This window comes from Paraflavitalea devenefica, from assembly GCF_011759375.1.
GTDB classification, from domain to species: domain Bacteria; phylum Bacteroidota; class Bacteroidia; order Chitinophagales; family Chitinophagaceae; genus Paraflavitalea; species Paraflavitalea devenefica.
The window spans coordinates 1,174,131-1,198,783 of record NZ_JAARML010000002.1 but is presented as its reverse complement, the minus strand read 5'-3'; the positions used below and the strand labels follow the sequence as shown (position 1 = coordinate 1,198,783).

General features: G+C 48.9%; 16 protein-coding genes. 4 read left to right on the top strand and 12 right to left on the bottom strand.

Annotated features, from left to right (window positions below):
• The 7 genes from HB364_RS14290 to HB364_RS14260 form a co-directional block, all read right to left on the bottom strand.
• Positions 1 to 2,322 (bottom strand): Gldg family protein, encoded by a 2,322-nt coding sequence (locus HB364_RS14290; protein WP_167288737.1) that lies wholly within the window; start codon positions 2,320 to 2,322, stop codon positions 1 to 3.
• Positions 2,323 to 2,340: 18 nt separating this feature from the next.
• Positions 2,341 to 3,264: an ABC transporter ATP-binding protein gene (locus HB364_RS14285; RefSeq protein ID WP_167288735.1), complete on the bottom strand. Its 924-nt coding sequence runs from the start codon at positions 3,262 to 3,264 to the stop codon at positions 2,341 to 2,343.
• 38 nt (positions 3,265 to 3,302) lie between these two features.
• Positions 3,303 to 4,061, bottom strand: a complete 759-nt coding sequence (locus HB364_RS14280) for a DUF4397 domain-containing protein (protein WP_167288733.1) — start codon at positions 4,059 to 4,061, stop codon at positions 3,303 to 3,305.
• A gap of 99 nt (positions 4,062 to 4,160) precedes the next feature.
• Positions 4,161 to 5,606, bottom strand: coding sequence for a RagB/SusD family nutrient uptake outer membrane protein (locus HB364_RS14275; protein ID WP_167288731.1), 1,446 nt, complete (start codon positions 5,604 to 5,606; stop codon positions 4,161 to 4,163).
• Between the two features lie 11 nt (positions 5,607 to 5,617).
• Complete coding sequence (locus HB364_RS14270; RefSeq protein ID WP_167288729.1) at positions 5,618 to 8,935, bottom strand: SusC/RagA family TonB-linked outer membrane protein; 3,318 nt, start codon at positions 8,933 to 8,935, stop codon at positions 5,618 to 5,620.
• 258 nt (positions 8,936 to 9,193) lie between these two features.
• Positions 9,194 to 10,444, bottom strand: coding sequence for a FecR family protein (locus HB364_RS14265; protein ID WP_167288727.1), 1,251 nt, complete (start codon positions 10,442 to 10,444; stop codon positions 9,194 to 9,196).
• A gap of 61 nt (positions 10,445 to 10,505) precedes the next feature.
• Entirely contained in the window at positions 10,506 to 11,207 is a 702-nt protein-coding gene (locus tag HB364_RS14260) for an RNA polymerase sigma factor (RefSeq protein ID WP_167288725.1), read from the bottom strand.
• 123 nt (positions 11,208 to 11,330) lie between these two features.
• Between HB364_RS14260 and HB364_RS14255 the strand changes: the two genes are divergently transcribed.
• Positions 11,331 to 12,146: an AraC family transcriptional regulator gene (locus HB364_RS14255; RefSeq protein WP_208419953.1), complete on the top strand. Its 816-nt coding sequence runs from the start codon at positions 11,331 to 11,333 to the stop codon at positions 12,144 to 12,146.
• Between the two features lie 69 nt (positions 12,147 to 12,215).
• A complete protein-coding gene (locus tag HB364_RS14250) occupies positions 12,216 to 13,658 on the top strand; it encodes an alpha/beta fold hydrolase (RefSeq protein ID WP_167288723.1) in 1,443 nt (480 codons plus the stop codon).
• Between the two features lie 61 nt (positions 13,659 to 13,719).
• Here the strand turns inward: HB364_RS14250 and HB364_RS14245 are convergent, their stop codons facing one another.
• Together HB364_RS14245 and HB364_RS14240 are read right to left on the bottom strand one after the other, a co-directional pair.
• Positions 13,720 to 14,052 carry an RNA recognition motif domain-containing protein gene (locus HB364_RS14245; RefSeq protein WP_167288721.1) on the bottom strand — a complete coding sequence of 111 codons (333 nt, stop codon included), beginning with the start codon at positions 14,050 to 14,052 and terminating at the stop codon, positions 13,720 to 13,722.
• Between the two features lie 233 nt (positions 14,053 to 14,285).
• Entirely contained in the window at positions 14,286 to 16,835 is a 2,550-nt protein-coding gene (locus HB364_RS14240; protein ID WP_167288719.1) for a TonB-dependent receptor, read from the bottom strand.
• A gap of 472 nt (positions 16,836 to 17,307) precedes the next feature.
• Here HB364_RS14240 and HB364_RS14235 point away from each other — a divergent pair, with 472 nt between their 5' ends.
• A complete protein-coding gene (locus HB364_RS14235; protein WP_167288717.1) occupies positions 17,308 to 19,710 on the top strand; it encodes a TonB-dependent receptor in 2,403 nt (800 codons plus the stop codon).
• 127 nt (positions 19,711 to 19,837) lie between these two features.
• On the opposite strand, the gene HB364_RS14230 is transcribed toward HB364_RS14235, so the two are convergent.
• The gene (locus tag HB364_RS14230) at positions 19,838 to 20,986 is read right to left on the bottom strand and encodes a DUF4932 domain-containing protein (RefSeq protein WP_167288715.1); all 1,149 of its coding nucleotides are present in this window, start codon (positions 20,984 to 20,986) and stop codon (positions 19,838 to 19,840) included.
• A gap of 92 nt (positions 20,987 to 21,078) precedes the next feature.
• Positions 21,079 to 22,167, bottom strand: coding sequence for a helix-turn-helix domain-containing protein (locus tag HB364_RS14225; protein WP_167288713.1), 1,089 nt, complete (start codon positions 22,165 to 22,167; stop codon positions 21,079 to 21,081).
• A 189-nt stretch (positions 22,168 to 22,356) separates the two neighbouring features.
• Here HB364_RS14225 and HB364_RS14220 point away from each other — a divergent pair, with 189 nt between their 5' ends.
• On the top strand, positions 22,357 to 23,457 hold the full coding sequence (locus HB364_RS14220) for a glycoside hydrolase family 43 protein (RefSeq protein ID WP_167288711.1): 1,101 nt from the start codon (positions 22,357 to 22,359) through the stop codon (positions 23,455 to 23,457).
• Between the two features lie 6 nt (positions 23,458 to 23,463).
• On the opposite strand, the gene HB364_RS14215 is transcribed toward HB364_RS14220, so the two are convergent.
• A complete protein-coding gene (locus tag HB364_RS14215; protein ID WP_167288709.1) occupies positions 23,464 to 24,276 on the bottom strand; it encodes a class I SAM-dependent methyltransferase in 813 nt (270 codons plus the stop codon).
• Positions 24,277 to 24,653 lie beyond the last annotated feature (377 nt).

Here is a 24,653-nt window from a genome sequence, read left to right as displayed (position 1 = left end):
TTATTTTCTTTTACGCCTGATTAAGAGTATAGCGCCCAATAGTAGCATCAGGGCCGGGAGCACCCAAACAAATACTGTCTGCAGTGTTTTCACGCCCGCCGACGTAACCTTCAGTTTGTTATCTTTTGGATCGGGCTTGGGCGTATAGATGGGAAACTTTCCTTCATCCAGCCAGCTATAGAGTGCCCTGCCCAGGAAACCACCACCCTGCCGCAGATTGCTCAGGAGATCGGCATCGCTGCAAACAATAATGCGCTGTTGCCGGTCCTTCACCTGCCGGGTCAATGCAATGGCGGTGGGGAATGCTCCTTTGATATCGCCTTCTTCCGGGCTATACACAGGAGGTACGGAATCTGTTACCAGTTTGCCTGCCTTTAGCCAGGTTTTCCCGGTGGTCATCAACAAACGGTTGATGGTAAAAGCTCCCTGGGAAGCGTAAGCGATGGCGGTGGCGCCCGGCATAAGCACCTTCAAAGTGTCGACTCTCTTTCTTAGCTGCAGCAATTCCCGCTCATCTGCGAGGTTACTTCCGGCTGGTGTTATATAAGGCGTCACCATGTGCGGCATCTCGTCTTTGGAGGGCTCTACCAGGATGCCATCCATCAACTGAACGCCCAGTTGCTGCAACAGGGGATTCAACATCTGCTGTTTGCCTGGCTCACCCAGTATCAGCATGTTGCCGCCCTGATCAATATACTGTTTGATCTTCGCCAATGCGGTATCGCTCAGTGCTGTTTTAGGATCGGCCAGCACCAGCGCCGTTACATCCGGAGGAATGTTGCTGGTATTTAATGAGATCGAATCTGCATCAAAACCCAGGTTCATCAGGGAGAAACGGAAGCCTTTGGCAATCGTGTGCAGACTATATTCCCGTTCGCCGTTTTTGTAAACGCTGCGCTCCAGGTCGCCGGTCACAAAAAGTATCTTCGGCATTTTAGCCTGTAACAACCGTTTAAGCGATGCGGCCACATGTTGTTCGAACGGCCAGAATATATTGTCGTCATAAGTGCGGAGGAAAGTGGTCTGTCCTTTGTACTTTAACTGCATGACCAGCCGGTAATTTTCCGGCAGCAGGTCAATCTTTTTATGGATGGCCTGCGGCGTTTGGAACCGGGAAAGGTTGACATCATATACATCCGCCAGTTGTTCCGCTATCTGCTTAACGCTCTTGCGGGGGAAGTTTTTACGCAACGCACCACCATCTATGCTGCTGTCATAATCATAGTAATAGACGTAGTTAAACTTTATATCTGGCTTAAAACGAATATAGGGATCCCACAAACCCGATAAGTAGGCATTGCGATTTTCCGGTAACCCTCTGTCTACTCCGTTGCCGGTCATGTTGGTATAGAGCGTCACTTCCATCGGCTCTTTGCCCAGTTCTTTAATGATCTGCTGGGTGTTGGGATGGATGGTATTGTCCTGCGTGGCAGTCAGGTCCCAATAGCCTGTAAACATAGGCCGTGAGCTGAGATAACCAATCCCTAATGCCACTACCATTACAACTGCATACCCCCTCGCCTTCACATACCAGGGCTTGGATTCCCGCGCCCCTCCCAGTTTGAGTAATGTAAACGCCAGGAACATATACACGATGACCACAAAGTAGATGATATCCCTGGAGATGAGCAGTCCCTCTAACATTTTTCCCGTTCTTCCCGAGAGTGAGAGGAACCAGGTAAGGTCTCTTACAAAATCAATTTTCTGCCACAGGCCACCAATACGGCTCAGGACGAAAATGAGGATAAAGCTGCCGATGGCCGATACGATCTGGTAAGTGGTGAGGCTGGACATGAACAATCCGATGGCTGAATAAGTGCATACGAGCAAATAGAAACCCACTGCTGCCGATAAAAGAAGCCCATAATCCACCGACCGGATATTGAAAGCCCCTGCTACCATAAAAGTGCCGACAATGAGCAACAGGAGCAGGTTGTACAGCATAATGGCCAGGTATTTTCCCAATACGATCTGGCGTATTTTAACGGGAGAGGAATACAGTAGCTTGATGGTGCCATTGTTGATCTCCCGGCTGATCAGCCCCATGGTAAGCAAGGGTACAAATAAGAATAGATTCTGCAGGGCTATGGTAAAGATGCCATCGCGGTCCAGGAAGATCCTGTTGGTTAAGGAAACAGGACCAAAGTCCTTGAAGTCGGGCCTGTTCCGGAGCAGGAGATCCTGCCATTTGGCAGTACCGTATAAGGCATTGGTATAGAAATAGCCACACTGCACCATAAAGGCAATCGCCAGGAACCAGGCTACCGGAGAGTAAAAGAGATTACGAAGCTCTGTCTTCGCAATTTTGAATGTCAGCTTCATCTGGGTAAATAAGATTTATTAATGCGGTTGATTGGATAGTTGTTTGAAAACGTCATCGAGCAGGCCCTTGTCCAGGCTAATCTCCCGGAGCCTCCACCCGTGTTGCACACTGGCAGCCACCAGCCTTTCTGAAATTTCTTCGTCGCTGCTGAAGTAAACCCGCACCTGCCGGTCGGTCAGGAATTCCACTTTCGTAACACCGGGCACAGTCAGCAGTTCGGCTGCGGTGGGCGGGTTTTCCATCCGGATCAACAAGCTATGCGGTTGTATATAGTCGTTGAAGGCGTTCATGGAATCTGAGAATACGATCCTTCCTGCCTCGATCATGATCACGTCTTTACAAACCAGGTGTATTTCCGACAGTATGTGGGAAGAGATCAGCACTACATGGTCCCGGGCGATCTCTTTGATGAGTTTTCTCACCTCTATCAACTGGTTAGGGTCCAGTCCATTGGTCGGCTCGTCCATCACCACCAGTGTGGGTTTATGGATGATGGCCTGTGCAATGCCTACCCGCTGACGGTAACCGCCCGACAGGTTACGAATAAGCCGGGTGCTGAAGTGCGCAATACCACAACGCTCTTTGGCTTCTTCTACCGCTCCTTTGATCTTATCTTTTGCCATGAGCCGTAATTCCGCACAATAGGTGAGGTATTCGTCAATGGTAAGATCTGTATATAAAGGCGGATTCTGTGGCAGGAAGCCGATCTCCCGCTTGGCCAGCTCCGGTTCTTTCCGGATGTCCACGCCCTGGATGTATACATGACCTTCTGTTTGGTTCAATACACCACACATGATGTTCATGGTAGTAGACTTGCCGGCGCCGTTTGATCCCAGGAGACCTACGGCGCCATGCTGACCGATTTCAAAATTGATATCATGGATAGCCCAGTTACTACTGTATTTGTGCGAGAGCCGCTCAACCTTTAATATAGTAGGCATTGTAAGTTTTATGATTAAGAATTTGTATCAGAGGTTACTTAATTGGCGAAGAAAGCTTCGATCAGTATTATTTTCCGGGTGGTGGCGTCGGCAGGCAACCCCATAAAGGCCAAGGTGAAATTCCGGAAGCGCCGTGTGTTGCTGGCAAGCCCGTTTATTCCGGTCACATCAAAACTCCCCAACAGGGTACCGGTGGCCGCATCCCGGAACTCAAACGGGTATTTGCTGGCACTGGCGGCAGTAGCCGGATACTTTTTGAAACCGGTGATGCCTTTATAGGTCAGGCTGCCCACTTCCGAACCATCCGGCATACCGGCGATGTTGATACTAACAGGACTGCTGCCAGGTGAAAGATTGACAAACCTGATCCCTACACTGCTGTCGGAAGAAGGATAGTAGGGAATGACATCGGTAGTAAACAAGGTATCCGGCTCCGTGAGTGTGCCCGTCAGGAAGAGGCTATAGATATTGCCCGGCTGCAAATGCAGGTCAAGATTGAATAAGGGCGTACTGTGGGCGGTGGTATCGGGGAAACGGTAGATGGCCAGCTTTTGTTCGCCCTGGTAGGCCAATGCCAGGTTGGTATTGGTAGACGTACCATATACCAGCTTTAGCGCATTTTTATACCACGTGATTGGGGAGGCGCCACTGAAGTTGGTCACCAGGGAAGGTGTGCTGCCTGGTATGGCATTGATCAGTGTCAGGGATGCTGTAGGCGTGGCCGTTTGTTTGGAACAGGACAACACTGTGCCTATGAGCACCCATGCTGGCAAATATCTAAAAAGTATATTTCTCATAAATGATGATTTGCTTTTTTAGGGCTAGTAGTGAATAGCTAGTGGCTAGTGGACCTACTCGTCCCGCTCGCTACTTGCCATTCACCACTAGCCTTTTTATTAATTCAAGTAATCCGGGTTTTGCTGTAGCCGGGGGTTGATCCGTATCTCCTTATCCGGGATGGGATAGAGTAATTGATAGTCGCCTTCCCAGGGCTGCTTGGCAGGCATAGCAGAGAGTACGTCATGCGCCTTGCCGGTCCGTTTCAGGTCGAGCCAGCGGTGCCCCCATTCAGCAAACAATTCCACCCGCCTTTCCTGGGCGATGGCGGCCATTACCTGCTCGTCGGTTAAGGAAGCAGGTAATGCCGTCAGTCCAGCCCGTGTACGGATCACATTCAGGTCACTAATCGCGGCAGCGGCGCCACCGGTGGCGCCATTTGCTGCAGCTTCAGCACGGATCAAATACATCTCCGCCAGGCGAAGCACCATATAGTACTCCGTGGAGGCTACGTTTTGTGCACCATTGTGGCGCCCCAGCTTGTATTTATAAGGATAATAATAAAGGCCGGCGCCATTATTGGTAGAGCTGTTTAGCCAGGCATTGCGGCGGCTGTCGCCCGGCTCAAAGGCATTCAACAGGGATTCTGTAAGGCAATATCTCGCTATTCCATTCGGCCAGAGAGAGGGCCATAAATTATAGGCCTCCGTGGTCATATTCAGGTAAGTAGGGTCCGTGATGCCCTGCTTTAATTGCCAGATGGCTTCCTTGCTGGCGATCAGGAATGCGTTATTCGGATTGCTTTCCAGGCTGAACAACGAAGCGTTGTCAATAACGGCGGTTGCCTGTGCAGCGGCTTTGGCATAGTCGCGGGTATAGAGGTATACTCTTGCCAGCATCGCCGTAGCGCTCCATTTACCGGGGGTGATCCTTTCCTCAGCAGGCTCCGGCTCCAATACCGACTGCGCTGCTGTAAGGTCCTTGACAATTTGCTCATATACCTGGTTTACCGGCGTCCTGGTCATGTAGCGGGTTTTATTGAAGTCTACCGTGAGCACCAGCGGCACATCACCATACAGGTTGGCGAGGTAGAAATAACAAAACGCCCTTATAAACTGCGCCTCGGCCGTAAGCCTTTTCCGCACCGGATCGGTGAGTGTATAGGCAGTTGAAGCTGCAATCCCTTCAATCACTGCGTTCGCATTGTAAATGGTCTTATAAGCACTGGTCCATACATCGCTGGTATAACTATTGTTGTACAATAACCGGTTGGGGGTAAAGGAAAAGATGTGCGCATCGCCCGCTCCATAATAGAATAGTTCATCAGACGACATGCCTGTAAGAAGGGTGGTGTAGCCATTGCTGAAATTCAACCCACCGTTGATCATCAGGGTATAAACGCCGGCCATGGCGGTTTTTGCCTGGTCATCGCTTTCAAACATTTGGGTGGTCGTAATGCTGTTGATCGGTTGCGGCACGGTGACCATTTTCCTGCACGACAACTGGCACAGGCCAATGATCATGCTGAAGCCTATAAGTAGGTTCGTTCTTGACTGACTGGGCATATAGATTAGCGTTAAAAGTTAAAGGATATCCTGCCTGCAATGACTCTTGGTGTCGGCATGCTTCCGAATGTAACATCCGGGTCAATACCCGGATAACCGGTAATGGTCAATGCATTGCTCATATTGAGCGAGAGACTGAGCCCCTGCATGCGTAGTTTTTTACAGACTTTTTCGGGTAATGAATAAGCAAATTCCAGGGAGGTTAACCGCAGGAAAGAGGCGTCGACGTAAGCACCATCTGATTGGCCAAACCGGGTGTTGCTTAGTACGGAGAAGGTGGTGAACCTTGGATAGATGGTTTGATCGCCCGGCTGTTGCCAGTGGCTATTGAAAACATCCTGTGGTATATTACCCCTCGCTCCTGCGATGCCCGAATAAGGCAATGCCCCCATTTGTTTTTTGAAAGTACCCGACAAGCTTAGCATAAAGCGCTTATAGGAAAACTGGTGAGAGAACCCACCAATGTATTTCGGGGTAATGTCCATCGGAACATACCTGTCATCCATACCTGTAGCCGGCGGTGCGCCCGGGGACTGGCTGATCACGCCATCATGGTTGTAATCTTCATAGCTGCGCGCACCGGTCTGCGGATTGATGCCGAGGTAGTGAAACAGGTAAATGGTATTGAGGGAGGCGCCTATTTTTTGGCTCGTGTAATAGGGAGAGAATTCAAAGTCGGGATAACTCAGCAGTTTATTCCGGTTAATACCGATATTAAAGCCGAACGTCCAGGAAAAAGCTTTCGTTTCTACCAGTCTTGCACTGATACTGCCTTCCCATCCGGTGTTCTCTACATTGGCGGGCGAATTGCCCACTACCGAGGTGAAGCCGGTATAAGCAGGCGTAGGAATACTTGTCAACTGGTTGTTACAGCGGTTACGGTACCAGGAAACAGTGAGGATGACCTTGTCATCGAGGAATCCGAGTGAAAGGTCGGCATTGATTTTCCGGTTCTCCTGCCATTGGTAATCCTGGTTCATGGCATTGTAGGGCGTCATAGGCACAATGCCATTATAATTAGGCGCTGCACCATATATTACAGGCACTCTCCATTGGGAAAGGTACTGGTAAGCGCCGCCCCCATCGCCACCCGTTACACCATAACTGGCATTGAGCTTGAAAAGGCTCCACCAGGAAGGCAGCAGTCGTTTTGCCCATGCCTCCTCCGAAGCGATCCACGCTGCGCCAGCCGACCAGAAATTACCAAACTGCCTGCCGGGACCAAAGTGGGAAGAACCATCGCGGTTGCCGGTGAGCTCCAGGATGTATTTATTGAGCCAGTTATAGTTGACCCGTCCGCGTATACTGGCATATTTCTTCTGGGAGGCCTGTTGCCCGGAACTGAAAAAAGCAGCATTGGAAATGGATTGCAGCAAAATATCGTTGGTATAGCCGAGCCCCACCAGCGTAGTTCCCCTGGAGGCTGTACTTTGATAGGAACCGCCGGCCAGGAGCTCCAGCCTGCCACTTCCGATATAACAGGTATAATTCACCTGGGGATCGATGTTCCAGTTATTCCCACTGGCGTTGCCAAAACTGGCAATCCCTGAACGGAAGCCGGCAGGATTCTGGGCAGCCATGGGATTAAACGTGTTCGTGTTGGATTGGGTATTGTTGTAACCGGCATTGACACTCAGGTTGAATCCCTTGAAAAGGTTGTAACTGATACGCAAGCCCGCATTAATGAAATTGGCGCTGTTGATGGAAGGAGTAAGCAGGGAGGAAAAGGGAAATTCATTGCCTAACCCGGCGTCATTCCATTCTGCATAATTCAGGTCGCCTTTTTCATTAAAAATAGACGGCGCGTTGGGTGCAAGCTCGATCGCGTTGGGATTGCTAATAGCCTTCACATAGGTATAGCCGTACAAGGCCTTGAGATCAACCGTTAATTTCTGGTCAGGACTACGGTGGGAGATGGTGGTAGAGATGCTGACCCGTTGGTTTTTTCCACTGATGGTGGTAATGTCCTGGCTCTCGTCGTAGCCTGCTCCGAGGTTAAAAGAGGTATTACGGTCACCACCCGATAAACCGATGTTTACCCCTGTACTCTTCGCTACACCCCACAATTCCTTCTGCCAGTCTGTATACCGTGTCGTATCCCAGGCCAGTTCGGGTATATTGGCAACGGTGGGGGCCAGGCCGTCATTTTTCAGGGCCTCCCGGCGCATTTGCAGGTATTCTGAAGTATTGAGCATGTCCCAATGGCGGGGAGCTGTGCTGATAGCCTGCTGCACATTGATATTCAACCTGGTCTTCCCGGGCTTTGTTCTTTTGGTGGTGATGAGGATCACGCCATTGGCGCCTCGTGAACCATAAATGGCGGTGGCGGCTGCATCCTTCAGTACGGAGATGCTCTCGATATCCGCCGGGTTGATGCTGAACAGCGGGCTTTGTCCCTGGGTATTAGATATCAGGCCTGCCTGGAAGAAACCGGTAGACCCGTTCTTATAGCTGCTGGGGCTAAAGGAAACATTGATGTCGAGAATGGTCAGCGGTACCCCGTCAATTACATACAGGGGATCAGCGACCAGCAACGGATTAATTGTATTCCGGCCTCTTACTTCCACTTTCACCGGGGCGCTGATGTATCCGTTGACAGGTGTTATGGATACGCCAGGCAGCCTTCCATTGAGGGCTTGCAGGGGATTCATGACCGGCTGTTTTTGTATCTCCTCTCCGGATATTTTTACAATATTAGCCACCGAGAGTCGCTGGCTTGTGCTTCCATACGCCTGCACCACTTCTTCATCCAGCACATTGACGGCTACCGCCAACTGGATGATTACTTGCTGCTGATCTTCCGCCAGTATTATCTCCCGGGTTTTATACCCTACATAACTGAAGATGACCTTGCTTTTTGCGGCAGGCATTGGCATAGAGAATACGCCCCTGCCATCGGTAATGGTGCTTTTACCGGTTGCTTTGATCGTAACAGACGCTCCTGCCAGCGGCGAACCACCCATGTCCATCACGAAGCCCGTTAAAACGGGCGGAGCCGATACTCGGGGTATCGTGTCTGTCCGGGCCGGCATGATCTCACGGCGTGAAATGATGATGGTCTTGTTCTGAAAAGAAAACTTAAACGGCTGCGCGTCCAGCACCCGGTTCAGGAATACCGGCAGCGGATCATTTTCTACGCTGATGGTAACAGGCCGGGCATCTTTGAGTATCGCCTCATCGAAGAAGAACACATACCCTGTTTGTTTTTCAACAGCGGCAAATACTTTTTCCAGGGGTACGTTCTTCCCCGAAAAGCTGACCGTTTGAGCATGTACATGGGCCGAGACTTGTAAACAGACGCCCAATAATAAGATTGATGTTAGTTTCATCACTAACAGAGTTTTGGTGAAGCCGTGGCGACTTTTCCACGCCTGCCGGCGAAACAGAGCCTTACATTGCATACATTTGCATGGCCCCGATTACTTCGGGACAAGTTTTGGGTGATTGAATTGAATAAGCAGTCCTGCCGGGACTTTATTTAATAAATGGTTACCCAGACTTCGGCCGGATCCCGTTGCGAGCGGGATCCGGTTTTTTGTTTGGCAACTTAAAAACAGGGAAAAGGTTTAGTGGTATTGATTGATCTATTACTGAGGGGCAGTAACAATTAATGTTTTACCCTCTATTCGAAATTTGACATCTACTTCCTGTAAGGCCTGGATTACCTGGGAAAGGTTCAGATCTCTCGTCATCTTCCCGCGAAAGGTTTGCGCCGGTATATTGCCCTCAAATTTCACTTCTATGTCATACCACCTCGACAATTGTCTCAACACGGTTTGCAGGCTGGCGCGGTTAAAATCAAATAGTCCTCTCTTCCAGGCAATGGTCTGGTCTATGTTGGGATTATTGATTATTGATAATTGATTATTGACAATCTGGGCTTGCTGGCCGGGAAGTAAAGTTTGTGGTTGCGAGTTGGTAGTTTGTGGTTGGGTAAGTGACACTTTCACCTTTCCTTCCAGCAGCGTAGTTTTTATAGCTATTTCATCGGGATAGGCATTGATGTTAAATTGTGTGCCTACTACTTCTACGGCCGCCCCATCTCCTGAAGGGGTCACTATGTTGACGATAAAAGCAATCTTTTTGCTTTCTTCAACAGGAGAGAGCGCCGACGCCACTTCGAAATAAGCTTCGCCGGTGATCTCCACCTGCCGGACGTTGCCTGTAAAAGCAACCGGAAAGCGGATGGAAGAAAGAGCATTGAGCCATACTTTGGTCCCATCGGATAATACCAGCGGAGGCGATTGCTCGCCCCGACCGGTAGTGAGGGTATTGTAGAGTGGTTGCTGAGCTGATTTTGGTGTTTTCTCCTGTCCTTTACCGTTGTAAGTAATAGCACCCTGATCATGCTCCACGATCGTTTTGCCCTGTACCGCCAATTGGCCAGACTGGGCCGTGTCGATGGTAACCTGGCGGCCATCTGATAGTGTCAATACGGCTTTCGTTGTGCCCGGCGCTGCATCATTGGGCTGGTATTTGTTCACGATGGCTGCTGCATCGGGTTGCCGGCTTTGATAGAAGAGATATCCCCCCACTCCTATTAACAGGATAATGGCGGCCGCCCATCCCCACCGGTAACGGCGGAATAGTGGCACCACACGCGCCTGCTGCTCATTCGCTTCATGATCGCGAATGGCCTGCTCCAGTTGCATCCTGAATTCATCGGGCATATCCGGGTAGGCCGGCAATGCGTCCGGCCCGTTGTATTGGGAAAAGATGCGGTTAAACTCTTCCAGGCTGGCCTGGCTATACCATTGAAAGAAGGCAATGGCCTCTTCTTCGGAGAGCGTACCGGCCTGGTAGCCTTGCATCAGCACTATGATTTTTGCATCTTCCATATATTCGGCTTGTTACTGACAACTGAGGAAATAAAACGGATACCCCGAAGTGCTACTTTTTTTAATAAAAAAATAATAGAAGCAGGACCAACGCGTCGCCTGTGTTTTGCCGGAGGGCTTCTTTCACCGAATCAAAGGCCGCATACAGGTGCTTTTTTACAGCCGAAACACTAATGCCCATTTCCTGAGCGATCTCCTCCAGCGACAGGCCCTCCTGTGTACGCAACAGAAATATCCGCTGCTTCTGCGCAGAGAGCTGGTTGATAGCAGCAATGGCTGTTTGATAATATTGCTTGTACAGGTATTCCTGGTCGGGTGATGAGCCTGTGTTCCTGATGGATTGATCAGAAAGGGATTGCATGACCCGTTGGTTGATCTTTTTTCTTTTGAGTTGGTTAAAGAGCAGGTTTTTGGCGATCGTATAAGCATAGTCTTCGAACGACCGGACAAAGGCGAGCGTATCCCTGCCCTTCCAGATCTTGAGGAAGGTTTCATGGATGATCTCCTGTGCATCCTCATGTGATTGCGCCATGAAGGAGAGCGAATTGTACAACTGGGGATAATAGTAAGTATACAGACGGCCGTATGCCAATTGGTCTCCACCGGCGGCGAGACTTACCAACGTAACTTCATCGGGCATCCGGGCAACCGGATTGTTGTTGTTTGGGTGCGGCGGCAAAAGGAGCAGTTTACGGTTGTTGGCAATATACTGGTTTTCTATGGGATGCCCTTCCTGTGCTATCCCTATCTTTATAAATATCAAGGGGTTTACATTTTTCTTCCCGGACGGGTGTCCATTTCTTTGTTTGGATTGTCATTCATGGTTCGAGGCGGGCGCCGGCTATTATTTTATGTCGAAACAATTCCGTTGTTTTGTTGTCTGTAGATGAGTATGGTAGAAATCTTCGACAATATCCGGAAGCTGTACCAGTTTAAACTGCCCTGTCCTGAACTGGCGGCGCATATTGAATTTTTCTCCGAGACTTCGCCGGAGGCCATGCGTCATTATGTAGGGGAAGCCCCTTTCACAGTAAAGATGTTCCCCAGCTACACGCCTACCATCTGGCTCAATTTGGGCACTCCTTATCACCTGAAGCAGGGAGACCAGGTGCACCTGGTTGATGAAGATACCGATGTGCTATTATTAAGGAGCGCGATTGTGGAAAGACGTAACCTGCCCACCGATAATATATTCACGGTGAAGTTCAATCCCGGTGGCTTTGAAGCCATCTTCGGTATCCCCCAAAGAAAGATCGGTGCTGCTGTGATCAATGTAAACGAGGTAATCCCCGATACACTGTTGCACAAACTGAAACGGCTGGATAATTTTGACAGCAGGATGCGCTTACTGGAAAGCTTTCTACTGGACAAGCTGCTGCACAATCGCGAAAGGCTGCATTACCTGCAATGTGTGCAGGACACGATTGAGGCCTTCTGTGCATCGGGCATGCAATTGAATAACTATGAGCTGGCCAGCCGGCAATATATGACGGAGAAAACCTTCTACCGGTATTTCACCCAGGTGATTGGCGCCAGCCCCAAACATTTCTTTGCCACTATGCGGGCCAGGACAGCCCTGACTGACTATATCACCCATAAAACAGCATTTTCCCCCGCTGCTTATGGTTATTACGATATGAGCCATTTCTATAAAGATGTAGTCAGGTTTACCGGCCGGCGGATTACTACTGCCGGTTTATAAGATTGTCCGTTTTTTACCTTTCCTACCTTAGCCGCCTCTATTAATTTGCCAGCAGAAAAGTAATAGCACATGAAAACACTTGTTCTCTTTGCCCTTCTATTGATCGGCTTAAGTATTTCCTCTTTTGCTCAGGGTTATGTACCCAGGATTGAACCCTGCGACTGTATGATCAAAACAGCACCGGGATTGATCACCCGCTGTGGTTACCTGGTGGTGCCGGAGAACCGGCAGAAGCCGGGCGGCCGCACCATCAAAGTACCTTTTGTATTTGCCCGCAAGCCGGGGATGGATTCCACGAAGAATGTGCTATTGTACACGACCGGTGGCCCCGGCTATAGTACGATTGGTAATTTTGACAGCCTGCGGTATAACTCTGATTTCTTTCAGTTTGGCGGCTTCCTCATTTTTGACCAGCGGGGCACTAAAAAGTCACAGCCCTGCCTGGATTGTCCCGAAGTGGCAACAGCCGTGAAAAGGGCTTACCGGGAGAACCTCTCCAAAGACAGTCTGCAGCTAATAGCAGTAAAAGAATGCCGGAAGCGACTGGCAGCGCAGGGCATTGACCTTTCTGCTTATACTACGATCGAAAGCGCTGCTGATATTAACGACCTGCGCAAAGCGCTAAAGTTGGATTCCCTCCGGTTATTTGGCATTTCTTACAGCGGCGGACTGATGCTTACGGTAGCCCGCAACCACCCCGAAGCCGTCAAAGCATTATTCCTGAACTCTCCCCTGCCCGGTTATGTGAATTATGAAGAACATGCGTTGTTCAGTTTCAACGAAGCCCTGAATAAAGTGTTTGATAATTGCGAAACTGATTCCACGCATGATCCCCGGTATGCCGGACTAAGAGAACGGTTCCGTCAATATTTCACGGCTATTGCCGGCAAGCGCTTTAGTATACGCTATTTGGAAAAAGGGAGCACTGATACCCTTACCATCCAATACACCAAAAATGAGCTGATTGATGCAGTGATTGACCGTATTAATAACTGGCAGTTAAAAACAGTACCCTTCGTGATGAATGAACTGATCAATGGCAATCATGCGCCCTATGTGAAAGAAAAACTGAATGGCATTTTCAACGATAACAACTCATTATCCGCCGGTATGCGGTACAGTATCTATTGTTCAGAACAGATTGCGTATGCCAATAAGGCCCTGGTCAAAAAACAGGATACCCTGCTACCCTGGCTGGCGGGTCATCCTTTCAATAATGTAAACCATGCTATATGTGATTGCTGGCAGGTGAAGCCGGAACCGCCTGTTGCTAAAACACCGGTGTACTCCAACGTGCCGGCCCTGCTGGCAGCGGGGGATGCAGATCCCTGGTGCCCACCCTTCTATAACAGGCTCATTCAACGTACGATGCCCAATGCGCAGGTGCTGATCGTGCACAATAATGGTCATGGGGCCAGGGTAGCTATGAAAGGGATTGACTTTGTGAAGCTATTTTTTGAAGCGCCGTATAAGAAACTGGTGTCGCCATTTAAAGAAGTGATGGTGGAGTAGCTGTATCTCCATAAAAAAGCCCCGCTTTTGGCGGGGCTTTCTCAGAATAAAGACAAATATATTAATACCTGTTCTTATTGTAGCTGTTACCATTGTTGTAACCACCGCCGCCGCCACTGTTGCGGAAAGGGTTGTTACTGCGGGGCCTGTCTTCTTTTGGCTTGGCTTCCATTACTTTGATGGTCCTGCCTTCTACCGTAGCGCCATCCAATTCAGCAATAGCCTTCTTAGAGGCTGCGTCATCGGACATTTCCACAAATCCAAATCCACGGGAGGTGCCGGTTTCCCTGTCGGTAATAATTTTGGCTGAAGTTACTTCTCCATAAGGAGCAAAAAATTCCCTTAAGTCTTCATCCTGCACGTTGAAACTTAAGTTTGAAACGTAAATGTTCATTTCTTAATAATTAAAATTAAAAACAATGAGAAAGCACGGAGTAAGAGACTAATTAAAATGCGAAGTTCTAATGCAGGATAATTAACGATTACTGATGCAAAGCTCGATTACCCTATAAAGATAAGGTTTCTTTTGCTATAAATAACTAAAATATTCACAAACCCTGAACAGGCAGGGAATATGACAGGAAAATGTATGTTATAAGCACTAAAAAGGCGGTGGAATAAACGTTCTTATAATGAATAACGTAAAGTAATACCATAGGTCCTTTGATCGCCCAACACCCCTGCATAGTGGCCTGCATTACCGGCCGCCGGCAGCAGTTGTTCGTAGTAATCCCTGTTCAGCAGGTTGCGGCCCCATACAAAAAAGGAAAGGCCATTCAATGCCCGGAAGCCAATGCGGCCGTTGACCAACGCATAACCCGGAATATTCAGGTACTGAGAGGGAGAAGGACTGGACGAAAATGAAGAACGGAAATAGGTATCGAACCCAAGGAAGTATTTACCGCTATGTCCAAGCGCTTTCGACAGGCCGGTCGTAACTTCTCCGCCGAGTGAACCTGCCCATTTGGAGATACCGGGCAGATCGCCGCCGGAGATATCTTTGAAGGCTGATGCTCCACCGGTCTCTTCGAGGGGAACAGGCGCATTCTTAAAGGAAACATATTCCGCTTCAGTATAAGCTGCTGCACCGTATAAGGACAAATACTGGCCAAGGGTGATGTTGGCATCCAACTCAACGCCAAACACCCGTACTTTCTCTGCATTGGCCAGGTAACCACGGTTCACACCCACCTCTGCCGTTTGCACCTGCGTTTGATAATCTTTCACATCTGTGTGATGGAATACGATGTTCACGATGGAATTGGGCGTTGGTTTGGTTTTTAATCCCACTTCAAAATGGGTTACATATTCAGGTTTGATCTGCGCCAGTTCGGTCATTACCTCGCCGTTGGACGTAGGTAAACCACCCAGGTTCACGCCCACCGGTTTGTAGCTGGTGGAGTAAGTGGCAAAAGCATTGATGTTGTTAGTGGCTTTATAGGTAACGGTCAGTTGACCCGACAGGTTGTTCTCATCCACATCGGCTGTAAAGGCCTGGTTGGTATATACGAGGTTCTTTAGGGCGATCAGGGAAGGATCGTCGGTTTGCAGGCCGCCGTACGTTTTCCGGTCATAATCTACTTCTTTCTTGTCGTAATTGAACCGGAGGCCGGGCAATACATGCAGGCGGTCCGTGATGGCCCAATCAATCTGGCCGAAGATGGCGCCGCCAAAAGTCTTCAGCCTGGATACGGTCCTGATGCCGAATCCATCAAAGAGGCCGGGTGTTTTCCATTTATCACTGGTAGTGCTTTGTGAAAAACGCCACTGTGCCGAGCCGGATTCTTCTATATGGTAAGGATCGGTCTTGAGGTCCTGCCCAATGGCAAAAACACCAATAACGCCGCTCAGCCTGGAAGAGAAATTACCTGCATAACGGATCTCCTGCGACCAGTTCTGGTGTTTTGAAGTGGCCTGTGATAAGCTCAATACAGCCAGGCCGGTGAAGTCACGATCGTTGGAAGGGTCCCAGTTCCAGTAGCGCCAGGCCGAGGTAGAAGTCAGGGTACCATTACCAATCTTTACATCCACATTGAGCGAAACACCACCGAGGTCATTGCCCGAACGCCAGGTGGTATTGTGATCAATGATCCGATCAAAAGCATTCCGGCTGGGCAGTTGATAATTGAGGTCTTTGATGATCTGATCAAATTGCCGGTAAGCTGCCCGCTTGGTGACCACCACCCCTGCTACTACTTGTGCATAGCCGTCGGGCCGCTGACGCGAAAGATCGCCCGCAAGGGTAATGGAAGTTTTGTCGGTAGGCGTAAACAGCAATTGGCCGCGCACGCCGAGGTTATTGAGGTCATTCGTATGTTTCTGTGTGGCTACATTGTAGAGCAAGCCATCACGTTGTGTGCCGGAAAAAGACAGGCGTCCTGCCAGTTTTTTATTAATGAGCGGCCCGGTAACAGAAGCCTTGGCCTGCAGGTATCCATAGTTGCCATAGCTGGCCTCGAAGGAAGCGCCGGGCGTAAAGCTGGCTTTACGGGTGGTGATGTTGAAAGCGCCGGCCGTAGTGTTTTTACCAAACAGGGTTCCCTGCGGCCCACGCAATACCTCAATCCGCTCTACATCAATGAAGTCGAGCGTAGTAGCGGCCGGACGGGCATAGTAAACACCATCCACATAGAAACCTACACCGGGATCAATACCATCATTGGTGAGGCCGAATGTAGAACCGAGACCACGCACATTCAATGTCGTGTTCCGCGGATTGGAGGAATACAATTGTACGGTAGGCACCAGTTCTTTTAAACGGTTCACATTGAAGTTGCCGGTAGCTTCTACCTGGGCGCCTCCCACTACAGAGATGGGAATAGGCACATCCTGCGCTGTTTCAATACGGCGGCGGGAAGTGATCACAACTTCTGTGAGGCTGTTATCGTGCGACAGCACAACGGCCACCTGACTGCCCAGGCCGGCAATCTCCACTTCTTTGGCAGCAAACCCAACCGCTGTAATACGCAGCGTAAAGGGTGGTATCTTTTTAGTGGTAATACTGAATTGTCCGCTACCATCGGCAATGGCATAGCTATTACCACCTTTAACAACTACTGTGGCACCCACAATGGGATTGCCTACACTATCTTTTACAGCACCGGTCACCGTGCCCTGGGCAGAGGCTATAATAACAGACAATAGGATGAATGCAAGGGAGGTTAATAATTTTCTCATAATTAGCTTATTCCGGGTTAAAGTTCAATTGTGAATGGCAGGGTAACAGACAGTAGTCCTGGTATATCCGGAGATATATCCCGCTGTAAATATAGAACAGATTTCATTTAGTCTACTAATTTAGTAGGTAATATATTTTATAAATTGATTAAAGTCTACTATTTTAGTGGATATATATCGTTAATGCATCCCTGTACATTATCCTTATCAGTCATTTACTACCCTGTTTACGGTTGGCTAACCGGGGCCATTGCTTTATTACCGGTTATGATCTATGCGATCAGGAGAATCAGGAAAAGGGTGCTGCGACTGAAGGCGCAGGCTTTAGTACTGGAAGAGGATTTCATTCCCTGAGCGTTATGCCCGCCCTGTCCCGCATTGTTTATTTCCCACTTGCGTAAACAGAATTTCCCGGTTGCCCGGCCCCACATCTGCCAGGTGGTCTACTTTGCGGCCAGAAAAATAAGTCGTGATGATACAATTAATACGCAGCACTACGCTACTGCTGGTGGGTCTTTTCCTGTTGCTAACTGTACCGGTTTGGGCACAGCAAGGCACAGGCACCATTAAAGGCCATATTACTACCAGCGATGAAAGACCCGCCGCCTGGGTAACCGTACAATTGAAAGGTTTCAAAAAGACAGTCTCTACAGATGAAAAGGGATATTTCCTTATTAAGAATGTAAAGCCAGGCAATTATGAGATAGCCGTAACCCTGGTAGGCTATGAAAGCGCTGTTAAAAGCGTTACCGTAGAAGAAAATAAAACGGTTACAGTAGATGTACCGATGAATGTTTCGAACCAGCAGTTGCAGGAGGTGATCGTTACCACCAATAAGAATAATTACAATGCCCGGAAGGGTTCTTCTTCCCTGCGTTTAAATGAACCGCTGCTGGAAGTGCCACAAAATATACAGGTGGTTACCAGTGCCAACCTGGCCGATCAGCAGGTGATCAGCATGAGCGATGGCGTTATCCGCAATATCAGCGGCGCTGTTCGCATGGAACATTGGGGCGATCTGTATGCCAATATCCACATGCGTGGCTCCCAGATACAGGCTTTCCGCAACGGGTTTAATGTAGTAAGCTCCTACTGGGGGCCCCTCACCGAAGACATGAGCATTGTAGATCATATTGAGTTTGTAAAAGGTCCGGCCGGTTTCATGCTCGCCAATGGCGATCCCAGTGGCCTGTATAATGTAGTGACCAAAAAGCCTACTGGTCAAACCAAGGGCGAAGCCTCTTTCACAGTAGGAAGTTTTGACCTGTACCGTGCTTCCCTCGACCTCGATGGCAAACTGAACAGTAACGGCAAACTGCTGTATCGCCTCAACCTGGCGGCACAGAATAAGAAGTCGTTTCGCGACTATGAATACAATAACCGCTATACTTTTGCGCCGGTCATTTCTTACCAGGTAGATGAGAAAACAAAGCTGACGGTAGAGTACAACCTGCAATATGCAAAAATGTCGGACGTAGGCTCTTATTATGTTTTCAGTCCCGTAGGATACACTGCCCTGCCCCGTGATTTCACCGCCATGCAACCGGGCCTGGAACCCACTACGATCAGTGACCACAGCTTCACGGTGAACCTGCAGCATGAACTGAGCAACGACTGGAAGCTGACCGCGCAAGCCGCTTATTATAATTACCAGCAGAAAGGCACCAGCCTGTGGCCTGCCGCCGTAAACGCGGATGGCAAGATGATCAGGAGTGTAGGCATCTGGGATGCCAAAAGTGAAATGACACTGGCCCAGGTATTCCTGAATGGTAATGTTACTACCGGCAGCATCAATCACCGGATACTGGCAGGCCTTGATCTGGGCAACAAAGAATATTTTGCTGATTGGTCGCAATCACACCCGCTGGATTCAGTGGGGGCTGAATTTGATCCTACTGCTCCCTATTATGGCATACCGGTGAATGGGTTTCCTGTTTGGGACCGCAGCCAGGGTATTGAAACAAGGGCTGTCCTGGGAGGCGGCACTATTAATCAGCGCTATTCCGGCCTTTATCTTTCGGATGAGCTGGGCTTTTTTGATAATACTGTACGGCTTACGCTGGCAGGCCGCTTTACGCATGTGCAGCAATCTGCCTGGGGCGGAGCGAAGGAGGAAGCCAAACGTGTTACCCCCCGTCTTGGCCTGAGTGTATCCATTGACAGGAATACTTCTGTTTATGGGCTTTATGATGAAGCCTTTGTTCCGCAAGCCGGCCGGATCAAAGATGGCAGTAAGGTGCGTCCCATCACAGGCGGCAATATTGAATTTGGCATTAAGCGGGATTGGTTCAACGGACGCTGGAGCACCACCGCCTCCATCTACCGCATTATCAAGAACAATGAACTGACCGCCGATCCCAATGAAGCACCCACCTCCGGCCATAGTGTTGTGCTGGGACAAAAAAGGGCCGAAGGTGTTGAACTGGACCTGCGGGGTACCGTTATTAAAGGGTTGAATGTAGTGGCCAATTATGCCTATACCGATGGCAAGGTAACCGAGGCTACACCGGGCGTTAGTTTTAAAGTGGGCGATGTAGTGCCTGGTTACTCCAAGCATACGGTGAACAGTTGGCTGAATTATAAAGTATCCAACGGGGTGTTAAAAGGCGCCGGCATTTCCGGTGGCTTTACCTGGCTGCTGGACAGGGCTACTTCCGATTGGAGCGCTACGCACAATAACCAGGAGTTGCCCAATTATTTCAAACTGGATGGTGGTTTGTTCTGGGAAAAAGACAAGATCAAGCTCGCCCTGAATGTATTCAATATCCTCGACGAATACCTGTACAGCGGCAGTTATTATGACTGGCTGAATAGTTATTACTGGCAAAGTGAGGCCCCCAGAAACCTGCGCCTGGGTATAACGTATAAGTTTTAAGACATTAGGTGTTAGCTGTTAGGCATTAGCTTTTAGCAGTTAGCACAGCTATTAGCGTTAACCATTTATCTGATCACTATGAACAAAGTGGCGCTCCTGGACGGGGGCGCCACTTTTGTTTATGTCATTATTGTTGGGTTTTCAATCGCTCCATAGCATTGATAACAGCCTGCTGATAGGTCATACGCGGATCACGGTCATATTTTTCCAGTTCCTCTATGATCAGTGGCAGGTAGCTAAATTTTCGATCCTGCATATAGTGTTTTTGTAGCCTTTCTGCCACCTCGTGTTTTCCCAGCTTCCGGGCAATGACCACCTCCCCTGCCCGCACAAAGTATTCGTATACGCAGCCGGACCAGGTATTGTATCCCTGGTTTTCCATGGCTTCTTTTACCGGAACAAACAGGTGAGCTGTTTCTTTTACCAGGTGAGGCGGGATCTGTGCGATAATAGGATTAGAGAAAGAGTGACCAAACTCATGGGTACTGAGTTCCCGTATATGATCTTCATTGGCAAAGCCCATGTTGAGGGAAGCCGTATCTGCAAATTGCTGGCGGGCAAACGGCCCAAACAGGTTCAGGATGGTGGCGTTACCTGCCGTCGTGTAATGGATGCCAAAGGCCATACCGGCGGGGATCGTCAGACTGGGCACGAGCATATACCGGTGAAACTGCTGCCGGTAGAATTTTTCCATAGTGGCCACCAGCCGGGGTTCCGGCAGTACGCTCCTGATCTCCTTGAGGGCCTGCTCATACAAGCGGGCGTTTTCCCGGAAGTAGGCATCAAAGTTCATCCGCTTATACAACCTGTTGCCCGCTTCTATGAACTGCACTACTGCCTGCCTGGTGGCGGCACTATCTTTCTGTCCTTCCATAAAAGGGCGCAGGTACTGATCCTCTATATCCGGCCTGATGACTGCCCGGGGAAATTCATCGAGGTGAATGAGCAACTTTCCGAGCGCAAAGCCTTCATGCGCTTCGGCAAACCGGGCAATGATGCCCAGGTCGGGGTCATTGGCAAATGACCGGTACTTTTTGTACAGGGAGAAATCATAGGCAAACCAATCCTGCTTTTTGATACCACCGGGCATCGGGACCGTGTCGTGCTCATACCCTGGCGCCAGGTAACCGGTAAAAAAAGTAAATCCAAGGAATTCTATGTTCTTATAAAACTGCACCCCGATGGGGTGCTTCCGGGTATCAGCCCGGAAAGGTTGAGCAAGAGCGGGGCCGTTCATAAGGATGCAGCAAATGCAAGCTAACATTGACTGTTTCATACAGACGCTTTTTTACCGGCAAAGAACGTATTTGGCCGTATGGTAAGCACGACGGACAGGGAAGTACAGGTCCAATGATCAGCTTTTGGGACTTATTTGCTAACATATTGGGAGGGCGACTTGCCCGTGTGGGTCTTGAACACCTGGTTGAAAGCCGATTTGGAACTGAAACCTGATTCAAGCGCCAGGGCCAGGAGTGTTTTATGGCGTTCTGCCGGATCATTGATCTTCCGGATCACTTCCTGCACCCGCCAGGTATTGATAAAATGATGAAAGTTGGCCGCATGATAGGTGTTGATGAGGTAGGAAACGTACCGTACCGGCAGGTCCAGTTCCCCGGCCAGTTCTTCCAGGGTCAGTTTAGGTTTCCTATGTAAACCTGTTTGCTCGAATGCCCCTTGCAGCCTGTTTAATTGAAGGGTGTCATTATAAGCAGTAAAAACCGGTTGAGCAGGCAATTTCATTTTCGTCCCTTTCACTACGTCAAAGAAAGCAGCCTGCGTGTAAGACAGGAAACTCAGGGTAAACAGCAACAGGACCAGGATCAATTCCACAGCAGTAAATACCGGTAACTGCAGTATGGCATCGGCCACCCACAGAACAGTCAATAAGGTAAGTAAGATAAAGATGGAAAGGAGCTTGGCAGGATGCAGGCCAGTGAAGGTAGCAGGCGAAGCCTTTTGGCGGGCCAGGGTAATAAGCTTTTGTGCACCTATTACCAGCACTCCTCCCATCCACAATACCGGGAAGATCTCTGTAAAAAACCACCAGGCTTTTATATGTATTAAATTGATTACGGGTGTACCGAAACTGTAGCGGATGTATTGGGTGGTTTCTGCCACGATCTCTATCGCTGCAGGAGCATAGAAAAGCAGGTGTTTCTTTTGGAACTTAAAGGCAGGGTCCGTATTGCAGCGGATAAAGAACCAACAGGAAGGAGGTATCAGCAAGTAAGACTCTACCAACCAAAAGGGCAGCAGGTTTTTAGTTTGATGATAATGCACCTGTATGCCCCAGGCATTCAACAGCTCTAATGAAAAAACAAGCAGCACCAATCCCAGGAAGTACCGGGAAGCATGTTTTTTATGACCGGGCCATAATAATGCCAGGCTCAGGAGTATACCTTGCACGGCAGCTACCAACAGTATACCCGTTTGCCAGGTTTTCATCATATCCGCCATTCCCCTAAAATAGTAAATAGGATGAATTTACCGGCCATCGTAACTATTGGCCAATATTTTGAATTGCCCAAATTACCGGGAGGAATTACACATTTCAGCCATAATGCAACCGATTACATTCTTTTTATTATAAAAAGTTTTTCCTTTAGCTTTATAGCCTATACAAACGATTACTTTTAAACTATATCTATGTTTCTCCCGAAAAGCTTGTCATTTTACACAGCTGCGCTCGTGTTATCCCTTGTTTTTACCAGATGCAATAACGCTGAAACCCCGGCCACTGCGGAACCTGCCAACACCGATAGCAGCGCCGCCAAAACGAATGATTATCTTTCCCAGCCCCTGGTGAGCCATATTTATACTGCTGATCCTTCGGCCCATGTATTCAATGGCCGGTTTTATATTTACCCTTCACACGATACCGCCACCGGCACCCCGGAGAATGACAATGGCGACCATTTCAACATGATGGATTATCATATTCTTTCGATGGACTCCATCGGTGGACCTGTAACGGACCACGGTGTGGCCCTGGATATTAAAAATATTCCCTGGGCCGGCCGCCAGTTGTGGGCGCCGGATGCTGCATTTGCCAACAATACGTATTACCTCTATTTCCCCGTGAAGGATAAGCAGGATGTTTTCCGCATTGGCGTGGCCAGCAGCAGCAAGCCGGAGGGCCCCTTTGTGGCAGAAAAAGACCCCCTCAAAGGCAGCTATAGCATTGACCCTTGTGTATTTAAAGATGATGACGGCAAGTATTACCTGTATTTCGGCGGCATCTGGGGCGGACAGTTGCAACGCTGGAATAATAATAAGTACGATGCTGCCGGCAGCCTGTGCAAGCCTGAAGAACCTGCTATTTTACCCCGTGTGGCCCGGCTGAGCCCTGATATGAAAAGTTTTGCAGAGCCGGTGAAGGAGGTAAAGCTCGTTGATGAGAAAGGCAATACCTATTTTGAAAAGGATAATGACAAACGCTTTTTTGAAGCGGCCTGGCTGCATAAATATAAAGGCAAGTATTATTTCTCCTACTCTACCGGTGATACTCACAATATTTGCTATGCCACCGGCGACAGTCCGTATGGTCCCTTTACGTACAAAGGCATTCTCCTGAAACCTGTTGATGGCTGGACGAATCACCATTCGATCGTAGAGAAAGATGGTAAGTGGTACCTGTTTTACCACGATGTACAATTATCCGGCAAAACACATTTACGCAATGTAAAAGTAGCGCCACTCCAGTATAACGAAGATGGTACGATCCAGACTTTGTCGGCACGTAAGTAAACGCTGTCAGGCGCTCATTTTTTGCAATACAAAACTGTAATAGATCAGGGCATTTGTCTGCAGGTCTTTATGGATACGGGAGCCTTTTGTGCCGGCAAACTGGGCGAAGGCGGGCCTCATCCAGGCTGCTATATGCTCTTTAATCCGTTTTTGTTTGATGCCATCTTCTTTTTCGATGGCATTTACCACATTGCTGGTGATGTTTTCTTCTGAGATCATCTGCAGCCCGCTTAATTCAAAATGGCCTTTCAGTTTGACCATGCCTTCCGGACCACGCAGGTCAGTGCATAAAAAAACACCGCCCGGCCTCAATACCCGTTTTACTTCAGCCAGGAAGCGCGGTACAGAACCATACGCGTGAGAGCTTTCCACGTTGATGACCACATCAAAAGTTTCATTGTCAAAAGGCAGCTTTTCTGCATTGCCCTGCATGAAATCGAGGTTATGTTCCCGGTGGTGCTGCTTTGCCAGCCGGATGGCATTTTTGGCTATGTCCATGCCTGTCATCCTGGCGGGACTCAGGTACCTGCTGATGTAGCTGGCGCCCCCACCCCGGCCGCTGCCTACTTCCAACACCTGCTTGTCTTTAATAGTGGTCTTTTGCGCCAGGAAATGATAGAGCTGTATAGGATACCGGTTGATCTCATCTTTTGGGTGCAGGGTTACTGCATTTTGCTCTGTTACGGGATCATAACCATAGTTCATGAAATGCCAGTCGCTTATTTTGAAATGCCTGGCCAGGCCTTCATAAACAGGCTTCCAGATAATTCTTCTGAAGGCGGGATATTCCGTCAAAGACAAAAATGCTTTTGCTACCATACGATGATTTTTGAATGAATAAAATGTGCCAATATTGTATATAATGGCCGCCAGGCTGTCGGATTTACAAAGGATAATACATGATGCAATACAGTCCGTAGAGTGGTTATTACCAGCAAGCTCAGCGCTTGATTAGTACAGGAAGATAACCAATAAAATCCATAATACAGCAACTAATCAACCCTTTATGCCCAACAAATAGTTAAAAGCCACTCCCAACAACCTACCACTGAAAATAAACGTGACAGTATGGCTTAATAAGCTTACCTTCGATATATTCGTTTGAGCCTCGCATCCAGTATTGTCATTAATCTGCTAATACACCTGCATTTTTATTCCTTACTTCTTGCCTTACTCAGATATTATTTTAAAAAGTT